A 15,006-nucleotide genomic window follows, 5' to 3' on the forward strand; every position below is an offset into this window, starting at 1 on the left:
TAACACCCCAGATTATTGAACAAGTTACTTCGACAACCTATAAGAAAGTAACTTTCTGTTTCAATGCCACTCAGTCAGGGGTTCATTATTTGACGTTTGGGTCGTTCAAGCAAAATAGTATTTCGACCAATCAATCTGTTTTATTCTATTTGGATGATATTTCCGTTGATTTGGTGAGTTCTATGCCTACTGCTGTAATCAGTCCTATAGCAGCCAATTTCTGCGGAAGTTCTCCGATAATATTGAACGGAGCAAGTAGTTCGGGTGAAACAGAATACGAATGGGATATTTATGATATTACAAGCGGATCTGAAGTTTTAAAGTATAACGGAGCATTTCAAACAGGAACTGCAGGAACAGCCGATGTATCAGCACTCCTGGGAGTCAATAAAATTCCGGGACATTGTTACAGGGCTTATTTAACTGTTTATAATGGTTGTGAAGTAAGTACTTCTGTCGATTTCTGTATTGTTAATCCGGATATTTCTTTTATCACAGATGGCAACCCTGTTTGTGAAAGTGTTCCGATAACTCTCCAGGTTACCGGAGATAACGGATGGACTTATGCCTGGAGCGATAACTCAGGATCACTGGGCACCGGAGTGGGAACAACTTCTTTACTAGTGAATCCGACCATTGGAAATGCTACTTACACAGTTGTGGTAACAACTCCGGAAAACTGTACACATACGGAAACGTTGACTTTAACTGTCAATTCCTTAACCGGACAAGTTGCCCCAACTATGAATGGCGTTAACGGAACGAATGAGTATACCGTTTACGTTCAATCCGGCGGTACAGTTAGCTTTAATTCGTTAATTTCAAATAATAGCGGGGAATTAGTTGAGGCAAATCTTACAAGTGAGAGTATCCCTACACCTTTCAATTTATCCCTGCCTCCAAACACATCCAATGGTGGGAATATGTCATTTAGTTGGCAAACTCCACTTAATTATTCAGGGATTTATGACTTCACTGTTTACGTAAAGGACAACAACGGCTGTCAGGTAATGGATAATACTTATACTTTCCACATTAAAGTCATCTGTGATTACTGTCCTGTTTGCATTAGCTATGATGACCGCACACCAAGTAATAACCCTCTTCCTCCTGAAACAAAGGCAGGTAAATGCATTGAAGTAGGTTTAAATGCTACTGTTCAAATCGGAAGTGGTAATTCAGTTTATTTACAAGCAGGAGAAACTATTGAAATGGGTGATTTTTTTGATTCCAATTCAGGAGTATATGAAGCCGTTATAGAACCAACAACTTGTGTGACCGGGTGTCAGGATTGCTGTACCGGATTCAATGGCTTTACGTACGACTCTCCTCTTCCAAATATTTTCTCACCGAATGGAGACGGAATTAATGATGTTTGGTTTATTCATGATAATAATCACCCCTGGTGTGCTTTTGGAGCAACTGGTTTTGAATTATATATCGTAAATTCATGGCAATCGAACATCTACAGCCAGGTCGTTTACGAAGGACTCCAATGCTGCCCATTTACCTCGCTATCTCCTTCACCATCTTCTATTAACTGGGATGGAAGAATCAATGTTGGGACGGGGAAAGGACAATTCGTTACTGAAGGAGTCTATTTCTATGTCATATATCTTCATGGTTGCGGTCAAACAATTACTTTAAGCGGAAATATATCCGTTTACATAAATCCCGCGCTGGTTCAATCACACGAAGCAGATAAAGAAAGAGTTGAGTCGTTAAACAATAATTTAGCATTAACTGACGAAACCAATTCACAACTTCAAACTGATGACCTTCCTGAAGATCACTTTTTTGTATTTCCGAACCCCACTGAAAGTTTTATAAGGGTTCACGCCGGAAAGAAAATAAAGGAGATCATGATTCTCGATGCAAATGGTAAACAATTGATCAGAAAGGTCGTTGACCTCGAACAACCAGTAGACCTATCAGGATTAAGCTCCGGGAACTACCAGGTTAGAGTAACTTTCGAGGATCAGTCTGTCAGAGAAAAAACAATTGTAAAGAATTGAAAAGTTATGTAACTTGCTCCCTGTAAAAATGATACAAGCAAGAAAATATAAACGATGGATTATGCCGGCTTTGGTCGGCATAATTCTACTATCTGCCTGCAAAAAAGATAAGGTGCCAGTTCCAGTAACAACACCGGTTCCCGAACCCACCAAATGGGAATTAATTCCCGGAACTTATCAAATGTATGATACATTAGGCAACTATATGCATGATATGAGCATTCAGCATTGGTCTGCAATAAACGAAAACGGAGATCGAAAGGATACGTTTCAATTCACTAATTTCTATGGCGAATTCACCTTCAAAAACTTTCAAATAGACGCTAATATTACAAACCTGCCTAAGTATTTTTTCTACGTTGGTTCACACCAACCACTTTACGATCAAAACAATGACCGTTGGCAGTTATGGACTTATAGTGCCCATTACAGTAATGATAGTATCTATCTTTCTTACAAGCTGCATAATATACTTTACTACATAGAGGACACAAGACCGTACGAATCCATTGAAATAAAACAAATTGGCGTAAAGCAGCATTAATTGATGCCTTTCATTCAAAAATACCAACTGCTCATCCTTGTCTTTGCGGCCGGGATAAATATTCTTTCCTGTACGAAGAAAAAAACACCTGTATCGGTTATTCCCGAACCAACCAACTGGGAGTTAATTCCCGGAACTTACAAGATGTACGATACTTTGGGTAATTACTTAAATGATATGAGTATCTCTCATTGGACAAGTTTCAATGAACAAAATGCACAAAGAGATACTTTTCAATTTAACAATTTCGATGGTCAATTTATATTCAAAGAGTTTCAACCAGAGGTTAATCCCAGCAATTGGCCCAAGCATTCTTTTTATATAGGATCTCATCAACCACTATATGACTCAAACAATGATCGATGGCAACTGTATGGTTATGAGGCGAGATTTAGCAATGATACAATTTATATCAGGTACCAAATTCAAAATATTCTCTATTATATAGAAGATGTAAGACCTTATGAAAATCGAACGGTTAAATGTATTGGTGTAAAGCAGCATTAAACAATGCTACATTTCTAAAATATTCATCACTCATACTGGTTTTCACAGCAGGGATGAATATCCTTTCCTGTACCAAGAAAAAAACACCGGTACCCACTATTCCCGAACCCACCAAATGGGAAAAGATTGCCGGGCATTACAAAGTATTTGATACTATCGGTGTGTATCTGTACGACATGGATTTAGTTCATTTGTACAATGAATCAGAAAATCAAGATTCTATACGTTTTCAAAATTTTGACGACGAATTTACCTTTTCAGCTCTTCAAGTAGAATTCAGCTCAATTCCTATGTATGTAAGAATTGGGGGCGGGGATACTTTGTACGATTCTAATAACAAAAGATGGAAAGTAAGTGCCGGAATTTCTGATTATTATAATAACTGGAACAACGATACAATTAGACTCCGCTTTAATAAGATCAATTACTATATTTCAGATGTAACACCTTATTACGCTTGTGACTGCAAGCAAATTGCAGTAAAACAGTATTAAAATATTATTTTTTTACATTTATGCGCAATTTGTGAGAAGATTAATTATATTTGAGCGTAACACATCCCCATTCATGAAACCGATCAGACATTCACTTATCTTACTTACATTCTTCCTTTTTGGCAGCGGTTTTTCATCCGGGCAGGAAATCTGCAACAACAACATCGATGATGACGGTGACCGCCTGATTGATCAATATGACTTAGAGGATTGCCCGTGTACACGAGCAGATAATTTTAAAATTTCCCTGATTACAAATGCTTCTTTTGAGAATACCAATTGTATACCTACTGGTAATGGTCAATTAAACTGTGCTGAAGGTTGGGAACAAGCAACTTTAAGCACCCCTGAACTTTTTTCGACCAATGGTTTTATGCCAGACATGGTTCCTCAGCCGATTCCGGATGGGAATAATTGTGCGTCCAGTACTTTTGGCCCGAGTATTATGGATTATTTGGGCACCTGTTTGAACGGACCTCTGCTTAGTGGTCAAACCTACCTACTTAAATTTAATATCGCTGCCGATACTTATGATGGTCAAGATAGCTACCCTGGGGCTCTCGTTGATATTGTTTTATTTGGAAGCAATAAATGTAATATGTTCCCACTTCAGACTGTTTTTTGTCCTGAAGGTTTGGGTTATACGGAAATTGGAAGATATACTTACCCGATTCAAAATCAATGGAGCACTATCGAATTGTACTTTACCCCACAAGAAGACATTTCTTCCATCATGTTGGGCGGATCTTGCGATTTCCCTCAAATAGTATCTTTTGATATTTTCTGGGATAATCTGCAATTAAACCGTGTCTTGGACGAAATCATCTACTACGTTCCCAACACATTCACCCCAAACGGTGACGAACACAACAATGTCTTTAACCCGGTTTTTGTCTGTGGATACGATCCTTTGGAATACCGTTTTGATGTGTATGACCGCTGGGGAGAGATTGTTTTTACATCTTTGGACTCCAAAACGGGCTGGGATGGCTCCTATCACGGACTTCCCGCAAAAGAAGGTGTTTTCGGGTGGAAACTGGAATACAAAGCGGAAAACACCACCGAAAAGAAAGTCATTACCGGGCATGCAAACTTATTGAGGTAAAACCCATCCTTTTTGTCAAAACTTTCAACCCTATCTCCATCAGGTTGTCCGATTCATTGATGCTGAAAAAGCATTTCTGAGAATCCTAATGAATCTCAATGCTGTTAAAAGACTATTTATTCGATAGATTAATTATACCTATTTAACATTCTTATTACCAGTTATTTAAGTGCCAAAAGCTAAAAATAGTTCGTGTTAAATTAAGTTAATAGCGATCCAACTATCGAACCGTCTGCCGTAATTTTCCGTCAAATTGTTTAACTAATTTATAAAAACATTAAACAAAATGAAAAATCAATCCTCTCAAACATTGGTCAGAAGACTAGCAGGAGCTGCCTTTATGGGTATCCTTTCCTTTTCATCAAATGCACAAACAAATGTGTTTGATGATGTGATTGCTGCAAGTCCCAATCACACGCACTTAGAAGCAGCTCTTATTGCTGCAGGCCTGGACGACGACCTCCAGAACAACGCCGCCACATTAACAGTATTTGCGCCGGACGACAATGCTTTTAATGACCTGGCCAGCCAACTTGGGGTCACTGTCAACGATCTGTTAAACCTGCCTGACCTGGCAGACATTTTAACCTATCACGTTCTGGGAACTACTGTCAACGCTGCAGGAGTTACCAATGGAGCCATTGTTACGCCGTTGTTTACAGGGAACACACTGAAGCTGACAAAAACCGCTTCCAACAACGTGTATGTTAACCATGCAATGGTTACCGCTGCGGATCTCACAGCAGCTAATGGTGTTGTGCATTCAATTGACGCGGTACTCATGAGTAGTGAAACGGTGATTGATGTAGCGCTGGACAATGGGTTTACAACACTTGTTGCAGCCGTTGTACAGGAGGAATTGGTTCCGGTACTTTCGGATCCGTTCGCTCAGTACACCGTATTTGCACCAAGCAACACGGCGTTTGACGACCTGGCTGCTTCATTGAACACAAATATTGCAGGATTACTGGCACTTCCGAACCTGGATGATGTGTTGAAGTACCACGTATTGGGAACAGAAGTAGTTGCAAGTGCTGTAACAAACGGTGCGGTGGTGAACCCGCTAAGCACTACAAACTCTCTAAAATTGACTAAAACTTCAGCAAACGCTGTGTTTGTCAATCATGCAAGTGTGGTAACGGCGGATGTTCAGGCTGATAACGGAGTAGTTCACGTGATCGACAAAGTAGTTCTTCCGGTAAATACCGTAGTTGATGTGGCCCTGGATAACGGATTTACAACGCTGGCAACAGCCGTAATACAGGAAGAACTGATCCCGGCACTCTCCGACCCGTTCGCACAGTACACAGTTTTCGCACCGAATAATGCTGCATTTGACAGTCTGGCTGCTGATCTGAACACAAACATTGCCGGATTACTGGCACTTCCGAACCTGGATGATGTGTTGAAATACCACGTATTGGGAACAGAAGTAGTTGCAAGTGCAGTAACAAACGGTGCGGTGGTAAACCCGTTAAGCACTACCAATTCCCTGAAACTGACTAAAACTGCTGCAAACGCTGTGTTTGTCAATCATGCAAGTGTATTAACGGCGGATGTTCAGGCTGATAACGGAGTAGTTCACGTGATCGACAAAGTAGTTCTTCCTGTGAATACTGTTGTGGATGTAGCCATCGATAACAATTTCTCAACGCTTGTTAGCGCGGTAGTAAAAGCAGAATTGGTACCGGCATTGTCTGATCCTTTCCAGGAATTTACCGTATTCGCGCCGACTAATACTGCATTCGACAATTTAGCAACAACTTTAGGTACGGATTTAAACGGAATCCTGAACCTGCCGAACCTGGCTGACATCCTGACTTACCACGTGGTAAGCGGAAATGTGAATGCAGCTGATCTGATGAATGGGCCGGTAGCTACTTTGAACGGAGCAAACATCATTGTGAATTTGAGTAATGGTGTTAAGATCAATGATGCAACAGTAACTATGGCAGACGTGGAAGCCGACAACGGAGTGGTACATGTATTGGACAAGGTGATTTTGGAATCATTCCTTGGACTTGATAACAATGAAATTTTACAGGCGGAAGTATATCCGAATCCTGCAACCGATAAATTAACGATCAGTGGTGTGAACAATGGGGAATATATCCTGCTGAATAACCTGGGACAAAAGGTAAAATCCGGAGCAATCCCGGAAGGCGACATCTCAATAGACGGATTGTCAGAAGGTTCTTACCTGCTTCAATTAAACGACGGTAAAAAAACGTATGTAACCAGAGTGATTAAAAAGTAAGTACCATTTCTCCATTGAAATGCGAAAGGTGTTCACTACTCTCCGGTGAGCACCTTTCATTTTTATGCTTTGGTCACGCGGCCATTTATTAAGACGTATTTCTCGTTGCTCTCCGGGCAAACCGCAAAACCGTTCTCATCAAAAGTCAGGCGGTGTCCGAAAGCACTCATCCAGCCAATCTGGCGTGCCGGGTTTCCAACTACCAATGCGTATGGAAGCACTTCTTTCGTTACAACTGATCCCGCACCGATAAATGCATATTCACCGATATCGTTCCCGCATACAATGGTTGCATTCGCACCGATAGAAGCCCCTTTTTTTACAACCGTTTTGGAATATTGGTCCCTTCTGTTTACAGCCGAACGCGGGTTCATCACATTGGTAAAAACCATGGACGGCCCCAAAAAGACATCGTCTTCACAGATCACTCCGGTATAAATTGAAACGTTGTTCTGGATCTTCACGTTGTTCCCTAAAATAACCTCGGGTGAAACCACCACGTTCTGCCCTATATTGCATTTCTCACCGATCACACAATTAGGCATAATGTGCGAAAAATGCCAGATCTTCGTTCCTTCACCAATCGTGCAGCCCGGATCTACCACTGCTGTTTCGTGTGCAAAATAACCCATATCTTCCATTGAAAAGTGAAAAGTGGCTTCGACTCCGCTACGCTTATGCTGAAGCTTTAGCGTAAGCATTCAACCACCTTTCAATTAATAATTCATCTTACGATATACTTCTCAAAATCAATGTGATCCGATTGGTACAATTCTTCTTTTGTTAAACTCTTAAAATAAGCGTAAGTGCGTTTCAACCCTTCTGCCCGGTCAATTTTCGGTTCCCAGTTCAACAGTTTCTTCGCACGGGTAATATCCGGCTGACGCTGTTTCGGGTCATCCACCGGAAGGTCTTTGTAAATCACTTTTTGGGTTGTTCCCGTCAATTTGATGATTTCCTCTGCAAACTGACTGATGGTAATTTCATCCGGGTTCCCGATATTAACAGGATCCGAGCAATCGCTGTGCAGCAATCGCACAATTCCTTCTACCAGGTCGTCTACATAACAGAACGAACGTGTTTGAGAACCGTCTCCGAAAACAGTCAGATCCTCTCCGCGAAGTGCCTGCCCGATAAAAGCAGGAAGTACACGGCCGTCGTTCAGGCGCATGCGTGGTCCATAGGTGTTGAAAATCCGTACAATGCGTGTTTCAACTCCATGGAATGTATGATAAGCCATCGTAATAGCTTCCTGGAAACGTTTCGCCTCATCGTAAACACCTCTCGGCCCTACCGGGTTCACGTTTCCCCAATATTCTTCTGTCTGCGGATGAACCGTCGGATCACCGTAAATCTCAGAAGTACTTGCGATCAGTACCCGTGCATTTTTCACGCGTGCCAATCCCAGGCAGTTATGAATTCCCAAAGACCCTACTTTAAGTGTCTGGATAGGGATTTTCAGGTAGTCGATTGGGCTTGCCGGCGATGCGAAATGCAGGATATAGTCGAGGTTTCCCGGAACGTGTATAAATTTGCTTACATCGTGGTTGTAGAAGTCGAAGTTTTCCAGGTGGAACAAATGCTCGATATTCTTCAACCGGCCGGTGATGAGATTATCCATCGCAATCACGTGGTAATCATCTTTAATGAACCGATCACACAAATGCGACCCTAAAAATCCGGCTGCACCGGTAATCAATATGCGTTTTCTGCCTGTATTCATATTATTGTGCTACTACGGACCTACCGATTGAACTGTAATAGAATCCTTTTTCATTCATTTCTGAAATCTCAAACAAGTTCCTTCCGTCAAAAATAACGGCATCTTTCATCAGCGACTTCATTTTATCAAAATCCGGGTTGCGGAAAACTCCCCACTCCGTGCAGATCAGCAAAGCGTCTGCATCCTGCAGTGCCTCGTATTCATTCTGTGTATAGGAAATTTTGTCTCCTATAACTCCTTTCACATTTTCCATTGCTTCGGGGTCATAAGCCGTAATTTGTGCTCCCGCTTTGGTCAACTCTTCGATCATGTACAATGCCGGTGCTTCACGAATATCATCCGTATCCGGTTTGAAAGCCAAGCCCCACAAAGCAATCTTCTTACCGGAAAGATCTCCGCGGAAAAAATTCTTCATTTTCGGGAAGAGAATGGTCTTTTGGGATTCGTTTACGGACATAACCGCCTTTAGAATCTCAAAAGAAAACTGGTTTTCAGCTCCGGAGTTATACAAAGCCTGCACATCCTTCGGGAAGCATGATCCCCCGTAACCGATACCCGGGAATAAAAAGCGTTTACCGATACGTTCGTCCGAACCGATCCCGATCCGTACCTTATCCACATTGGCACCAACCAATTCACAGAAATTGGCGATCTCATTCATGAAGGTAATCTTGGTCGCCAAAAAAGCGTTTGCCGCATATTTTGTCAGCTCTGCAGATTTCTCATCCATGAATATAATCGGGTTCCCCTGTCGAACGAAAGGTTTGTACAACTGCTCCATGATTCGCTCGGCACGCTCGGAAGAAGTTCCCAAAACTACGCGGTCAGGTTTCATAAAATCATCTACTGCAAATCCTTCGCGCAAAAATTCCGGGTTTGAAACCACATCAAAATCCACGGTTGCGTGTTTCGCGATCGCAGCATGCACTTTCTCGGCAGTTCCCACCGGAACCGTACTTTTATCTACAATTACTTTATAGTCTTTCAATAGTTTCCCCAACTCATCTGCTACACCCAAAATGTATTTCAGGTCAGCCGAACCATCTTCCCCCGGAGGTGTCGGCAAAGCCAAAAAGATGATCTCCGCATCTTTAATTCCTTCTTCCAGGTTGGTTGTAAACGACAAGCGGTCGGCCTTAATGTTTCGCTCGAAAAGCACATCCAGGTGCGGTTCATAGATCGGAACTTCCCCGTTTCGCATCCGCGCTACTTTTTGACTGTCTATATCCACACAGACAACCTGATTCCCTGTTTCTGCAAAACATGTTCCGGTAACTAAACCGACATAACCGGTTCCAACAATGGTAATTTTTTTCATGATTTAGTGTGCATTTACGAAATTGAGAATTTCAGAACAAATGAAGCTCTGTTGTTCTTCCGTCATTTCAGTATGGATTGGGAAAGATATCACGTGTTTCGTTAATTCTTCTGTTACAGGCAGGTCCAGATCTCCCAGGTTGAAAGATGCGAACATTCCCTGTTTGTGTGCCGGAGCCGGGTAATAGATCATCGAAGGAATATCTTTTGAAGCCAGGTATTCCTGTAAAGCATTTCTATCTACACCTTTCAACTGAACGGTATACTGATGGAATACATGTTTGGATTTACCATCGCGGTGCGGAGTTTGGATCTTATCGGAAGCTCCCAGAACACGGTCGTAATAATCGGCAACTTTTATTCTTGCAGCCACATATTCGTCCAGCTTCGGAAGTTTTACATTTAAAACTGCTGCCTGAACTGCATCCAGCCTGGAATTACATCCGACTACATCGTGCTGGTATTTTACTTTCTGTCCGTGATTCGCAACCATTCGCAGTTGTTCTGCCAATGCATCATCATTGGTGAAAATAGCACCGCCATCTCCATAACAACCCAAATTCTTGGATGGGAAAAAGCTGGTACAGCCGATGTCTCCGATCGTTCCTAATTTTTTTGTCTCACCATTTCCAGAATAGTAATCCGATCCGATCCCCTGCGCATTGTCTTCGATCACGAACAAGCTGTGCTTTTGTGCGATTTCCATGATTGCATCCATATCGCAAGCCTGACCGTATAAATGAACCGGAACAATCGCCTTTGTTTTGGAAGTAATTGCCGCTTCGATCTTTGATGGATCAATGCAGAAAGTCTTCGGGTCTACATCCACGAAAACCGGTGTCAAACCAAGTAAAGCGATCACCTCCGTTGTTGCAATATAAGTAAATGAAGGAGTAATGACCTCATCTCCGGGCTTCAGTCCCAGGGCCATCATGGCAATCTGCAAAGCATCCGTACCATTTGCACAAGGTATCACGTGCTTCACATTCAAATACGATTCCAATGATTTTTGAAAACGCTGAACAACCGGTCCGCCAATAAAAACAGACGAATCTAAAACTTCCTGTATTGCAGAATCAATTTCGGATTTTATTGCCTGGTACTGAGTCGCCAGGTCCACCATTTGAATTTTTTTCACGTGCTTAATCTATGGAGATTACTTAAAACTATTCTATTCCTACAAAATTAATAAAAGCGGTGAATTAATTGGAAACACATGGATACATAGTTCACATAGAACATTTGTGTCAGTTTTATAAACTATGTGATCTATTGTGTCCTATGTGGTTTACTATTTGAGTATCTTACTCGGAAAGCACCATCGCATTAAACACCTTTTCCATTTGTCCCACCGCATATTCGGAAGAAGAGTTGAAATTATTGATGATCAATGAAAAACAGATCTTTTTCCCGGATTTGGTTTCCGCGTAACCTGCATATGCTTTAATGCGCTTCATCGTCCCGCTTTTTGCATGGATCTTCCCCTCTCCCGGCTGGTTCTTGCAAACCGAGGAAAGTGTTCCGGAAACTCCGGCAACCGGTAATGTGGCATAAAAAGCATCAAATTCTTTCGCTGTTGACATGTATTTGAGCATCTCGCAAAAATGGTTTGCCGAAATAGCATTGCTTCTCGATAAACCGGAACCGTCGGTGATATAAAGTCCGATGGTGTTGATCTTTCCCGACCAGTAATTCATCATGCGTGCAATACTGTTGTCTATAGAACCATTCCCGGAAGTTCCGTAGCCCACCCAGCACAACACTTCTTCTGCGAAGAGGTTCACGGATTTCATATTCGTCCACCAGGCAATGGAATTCAAAGTTTTTCCTTTGTAAGTAAAGAATAATTTCATGGCTGCATAGCGCGTACTTGCCGAGGTGATGCTTAAATTTCGTGCGGCAAGCGCGGGATTTTTGACCTCAATTCCTTTTGCTTTTAAAACCCTGGTGAATTCCTGTGAGAAAGTCAACTCAGGATCAGGCAGACTTCCTTTTACGGTAAATCTTCCCAAACCGGCTCCAAGTGTTCCCGTCCCGAAACGGTCCATCGAATAGGGAGCACCATAGATGTAGGAATTATCTCCTGATCCACCGGTTTGAACGTAATTGGCGTATTTCAATCCTTCCACAACCGGAGTGGTTCCCAAAAAGGTGGTTTTTGTACCGCTTTTAGCTCCTACCTGGAAATGGTAGCGCAGCATATTATCGTAAATCGGCAGACCGGAAGCACCGGCACCGTAATAGTTCCCCATGTCACCCCAATTCCAACCGTCAGGAGCGCCTTCGTAGCCAAATTCGGAAGCATCCGCTACAATGGCACCATTGATCTTTTTGATTCCCAGTTTCACAAGTGTATCTACCCATTTTTCCATGAATTCGTCTTCTCTTCCCTCTCCGTTGTAATAGCGGCTTCCGAGTGCAACATCTCCACCTCCCCTGATCCAAAGATTCCCGTTCAAAACACCTTCTTCGGTTAGTTCTCCGTCCAGGTAAATCCGTGTTTGCGGTGCGTAATTCTTTCCTAATAATTGAAAAGCCGTAGCTGTTGAAAATAATTTGGTGGTAGAAGCCGGCGGAAGTGCCAGGGAAGGATTTTTGGCAGCCAGCACCTGACCTGTAGCACAATCCATTGCTTCGAAACTAATGGATGCATTCGCAAAATAAGCATTGGAGGAAAAGGCATCAATCGCGGTCTGAATTGAATTTTGCGAAAAACTAAAACTTCCGGCAAAAAGAACAACAAATCCAGGCAAAAAAATGCGTGATATCAATTTGAAATGAATCATAACGTAAAGTTCTGGTTTATCGGCATGCAAAATTTCTGCCACTTAAAAACTTTTGAACAGTTCAATTAGGAAAGTTTCCATTTCGCGGGTTCCGATTATCATTTTACAAAACTTTTAGTAAGATATTCCGTACTTTTGGACTGATTCAATTGAGAATTGAAAAGAGTCAAGACATTTAGAGACAAGGGTCACGACTGAGAAATAATATTTTGAATAGAAGTCCGAGCTGAAAAGCTAAAAACGGTGATTTCTGTCCTGACTCTCAAAATCTTGCCTCTTGACTCTAGTAACTTTAAACTTTCAGGAATTAATGCCAAAAGTGCTCCGAATCATTAATCGATTCAATATTGGTGGACCGACTTACAATGCTGCTTTCTTAACGAAATTCATCTCGGAAGATTACGAGACTTTATTGGTTGGAGGTTTACCCGAGCAGGACGAATCGGATTCCCTGCACATTTTGGAAGATTACGGGGTAAAGCCTTTGTTAATCCCGGAAATGAAACGCATTCCCAATTTTAAATCGGATCGGGAGGCGTACCGCAAGATCAAACAGATCATTGAAGAATTCCAGCCCGACATTGTACACACACATGCAGCAAAGGCCGGAGCGCTTGGCAGAAAAGCAGCAAAAGCCTGCGGCGTTCCTGTAATCGTACATACATTTCACGGCCATGTCTTCCACTCCTATTTCGGAAAGGCAAAAACGCTGCTGTACAAAATCATCGAACGAAGGTTGGCGAAAATTTCTACCGGGATTATTGCTATCAGTCCCATTCAAAAAGAAGAACTGAGTTCCGTTCACAGCATTTGCAGTCCGGATAAAATAAAAGTCATTCCATTGGGTTTCGATCTTCTGAAATTCCGGGAGAACCTGGCTGAAAAAAGAGCGACAACCCGCCAAAATTGGAACCTGAAGGAAGATGAAGTTGCGGTAGCAATCGTAGGGAGATTGGCTCCTATTAAAAATCACGGACTCTTTTTAGATGCCGTTGCGTTATTGGCTGAAAAAGGCGTTCGGGCCAGGTACTTCATTGTTGGTGACGGACAGGAAAAACCGATGATTGAAAAGCGCGTAAAAGAACTGCAGGATCAATATGGTTTGAAGATTGAGTTAACGAGCTGGATAAAAGACATTGCCACTTTTAATGCCGGAATGGATATTATTTGTTTGAGCTCGGACAATGAAGGAACGCCCGTAAGTTTAATAGAAGCCCAGGCGAGTGGAGTTCCGGTCATAGCAACAGATGTAGGCGGTGTAAAAGATATTTTGGACGAGGAAAATACCGGCTTTGTTGTTCCTAAAAAAGATCCGGATGCATTCGGCAAAAAACTGCAGCTCCTGATCGAAAACAAAGAAATTCGCACGAAAATGTCACAAAATGGCTGGAACTTCGTAAGAGATAAATTCCATTACACTACTTTGGTGAAAAACATGGAAAATTATTATGCTGAACTCATTGAAAAGACTAGAAAAAATGCGAAATAAAGGCTTGTTATTTTCCTTATTGACGGGTTTATTCCTGGTTCAATCCTGCGGGATCAACAGCAACCTCATGTTCCGAACTCCCAAAGGAGTCAACGAAGTAAGAGACAGCATTCCTTTAAAACCTGCTGAAGAATACAAAATTGCAAGAGACGATAAATTCACATTCATGCTTTATACGAATGAAGGAGAACGAATTGTGAATGAAATGGCAGGGATGAATAAGGACGCAAGCCCAAAAACAGAAATCGAGTATGTAGTGAGGCCCGATGGAAAAGCAGACCTTCCCATTCTCGGGTCTACTCCGATTGCCGGATTTACCGTCAAGCAATGCGAAGATACACTTGCCAAATTGTTCGAGCAGAAAAATGGTTACAACAAACCATTCGTACAGGTAAAACTCACCAACCAGCGCGTCATTGTATTTCCCGGAAACGGAAGTGCGGCAAAGGTTGTTCCGCTCGAAAACAATAACACGACTCTCATGGAAGCAATTGCACTGGCAGGCGGGATTGCCGAACGGGGAAAAGCCAGCAAGATCAAAATCATGCGGGTAGTAAACAACGTCCGGACCATGTATGTTGTCGACCTTTCGAAAATTGAGAACCTGCAATATGCCGATATGATTATCCAGGCTAATGATTATATTTATATTGAACCGAAAGAGCAGATCGGGCAGGAAACCTTAAAAGTGGCGGCCCCGATTATTTCCCTGGTATCAAGTGCACTTGTTATCATTACTGTTTTCTCAACACTGAAATAACGTGAATAG

13 protein-coding genes are annotated in these 15,006 nt (G+C 42.1%); 8 read left to right on the plus strand and 5 right to left on the minus strand.

Features of this window, described 5'->3' with window-relative positions; translation table 11 throughout:
* The 6 genes from QZT69_RS07810 to QZT69_RS07835 all read left to right on the plus strand — a co-directional run.
* Positions 1-2,015, plus strand: a 2,015-nt coding sequence (locus QZT69_RS07810) for a gliding motility-associated C-terminal domain-containing protein (protein WP_294672676.1), incomplete at its 5' end; no start/stop codon positions are given.
* 112 nt (positions 2,016-2,127) lie between these two features.
* Positions 2,128-2,559 carry a hypothetical protein gene (locus tag QZT69_RS07815; RefSeq protein ID WP_294672679.1) on the plus strand — a complete coding sequence of 144 codons (432 nt, stop codon included), beginning with the start codon at positions 2,128-2,130 and terminating at the stop codon, positions 2,557-2,559.
* Positions 2,560-3,066 (plus strand): hypothetical protein, encoded by a 507-nt coding sequence (locus QZT69_RS07820; protein ID WP_294672682.1) that lies wholly within the window; start codon positions 2,560-2,562, stop codon positions 3,064-3,066.
* Positions 3,042-3,560 carry a hypothetical protein gene (locus tag QZT69_RS07825; protein ID WP_294672685.1) on the plus strand — a complete coding sequence of 173 codons (519 nt, stop codon included), beginning with the start codon at positions 3,042-3,044 and terminating at the stop codon, positions 3,558-3,560. The genes QZT69_RS07820 and QZT69_RS07825 overlap by 25 nt, the downstream gene beginning before the upstream one ends.
* A gap of 73 nt (positions 3,561-3,633) precedes the next feature.
* Complete coding sequence (locus QZT69_RS07830) at positions 3,634-4,665, plus strand: T9SS type B sorting domain-containing protein (RefSeq protein WP_294672688.1); 1,032 nt, start codon at positions 3,634-3,636, stop codon at positions 4,663-4,665.
* A 286-nt stretch (positions 4,666-4,951) separates the two neighbouring features.
* Positions 4,952-6,922: a fasciclin domain-containing protein gene (locus tag QZT69_RS07835; RefSeq protein WP_294672690.1), complete on the plus strand. Its 1,971-nt coding sequence runs from the start codon at positions 4,952-4,954 to the stop codon at positions 6,920-6,922.
* Positions 6,923-6,984: 62 nt separating this feature from the next.
* Here QZT69_RS07835 and QZT69_RS07840 read toward each other — a convergent pair whose 3' ends face one another.
* From QZT69_RS07840 to dacB, 5 genes are all read right to left on the minus strand, one after another.
* Entirely contained in the window at positions 6,985-7,563 is a 579-nt protein-coding gene (locus QZT69_RS07840; protein ID WP_294673230.1) for a DapH/DapD/GlmU-related protein, read from the minus strand.
* An 83-nt stretch (positions 7,564-7,646) separates the two neighbouring features.
* Entirely contained in the window at positions 7,647-8,645 is a 999-nt protein-coding gene (locus tag QZT69_RS07845; protein WP_294672692.1) for a UDP-glucuronic acid decarboxylase family protein, read from the minus strand.
* Position 8,646: 1 nt separating this feature from the next.
* Positions 8,647-9,963 (minus strand): UDP-glucose/GDP-mannose dehydrogenase family protein, encoded by a 1,317-nt coding sequence (locus QZT69_RS07850; RefSeq protein WP_294672693.1) that lies wholly within the window; start codon positions 9,961-9,963, stop codon positions 8,647-8,649.
* A gap of 3 nt (positions 9,964-9,966) precedes the next feature.
* Positions 9,967-11,100 (minus strand): DegT/DnrJ/EryC1/StrS aminotransferase family protein, encoded by a 1,134-nt coding sequence (locus QZT69_RS07855; RefSeq protein WP_294672696.1) that lies wholly within the window; start codon positions 11,098-11,100, stop codon positions 9,967-9,969.
* Positions 11,101-11,266: 166 nt separating this feature from the next.
* A complete protein-coding gene (gene dacB / locus QZT69_RS07860) occupies positions 11,267-12,790 on the minus strand; it encodes a D-alanyl-D-alanine carboxypeptidase/D-alanyl-D-alanine-endopeptidase (protein ID WP_294672699.1) in 1,524 nt (507 codons plus the stop codon).
* A gap of 268 nt (positions 12,791-13,058) precedes the next feature.
* Between dacB and QZT69_RS07865 the strand changes: the two genes are divergently transcribed.
* Positions 13,059-14,237, plus strand: coding sequence for a glycosyltransferase (locus QZT69_RS07865; RefSeq protein WP_294672702.1), 1,179 nt, complete (start codon positions 13,059-13,061; stop codon positions 14,235-14,237).
* Positions 14,227-14,997 carry a polysaccharide biosynthesis/export family protein gene (locus tag QZT69_RS07870; protein ID WP_294672707.1) on the plus strand — a complete coding sequence of 257 codons (771 nt, stop codon included), beginning with the start codon at positions 14,227-14,229 and terminating at the stop codon, positions 14,995-14,997. The genes QZT69_RS07865 and QZT69_RS07870 overlap by 11 nt, the downstream gene beginning before the upstream one ends.
* Positions 14,998-15,006: the final 9 nt, after the last annotated feature.

Origin of the sequence: uncultured Fluviicola sp., from assembly GCF_902168135.1 — a bacterium.
Taxonomy (GTDB): domain Bacteria; phylum Bacteroidota; class Bacteroidia; order Flavobacteriales_D; family Crocinitomicaceae; genus Fluviicola.

What these genes read in the sequence shown, in the direction of transcription:
- QZT69_RS07845 (WP_294672692.1), bottom strand. Translation starts at nt 8,645, where the DNA reads ATGAATACAGGCAGAAAACGCATATTGATTACCGGTGCAGCCGGATTT.
- QZT69_RS07840 (WP_294673230.1), bottom strand. Translation starts at nt 7,563, where the DNA reads ATGGAAGATATGGGTTATTTTGCACACGAAACAGCAGTGGTAGATCCG.
- QZT69_RS07825 (WP_294672685.1), top strand. Translation starts at nt 3,042, where the DNA reads ATGTATTGGTGTAAAGCAGCATTAAACAATGCTACATTTCTAAAATAT.
- QZT69_RS07830 (WP_294672688.1), top strand. Translation starts at nt 3,634, where the DNA reads ATGAAACCGATCAGACATTCACTTATCTTACTTACATTCTTCCTTTTT.
- QZT69_RS07835 (WP_294672690.1), top strand. Translation starts at nt 4,952, where the DNA reads ATGAAAAATCAATCCTCTCAAACATTGGTCAGAAGACTAGCAGGAGCT.
- QZT69_RS07865 (WP_294672702.1), top strand. Translation starts at nt 13,059, where the DNA reads ATGCCAAAAGTGCTCCGAATCATTAATCGATTCAATATTGGTGGACCG.
- QZT69_RS07870 (WP_294672707.1), top strand. Translation starts at nt 14,227, where the DNA reads ATGCGAAATAAAGGCTTGTTATTTTCCTTATTGACGGGTTTATTCCTG.
- QZT69_RS07850 (WP_294672693.1), bottom strand. Translation starts at nt 9,963, where the DNA reads ATGAAAAAAATTACCATTGTTGGAACCGGTTATGTCGGTTTAGTTACC.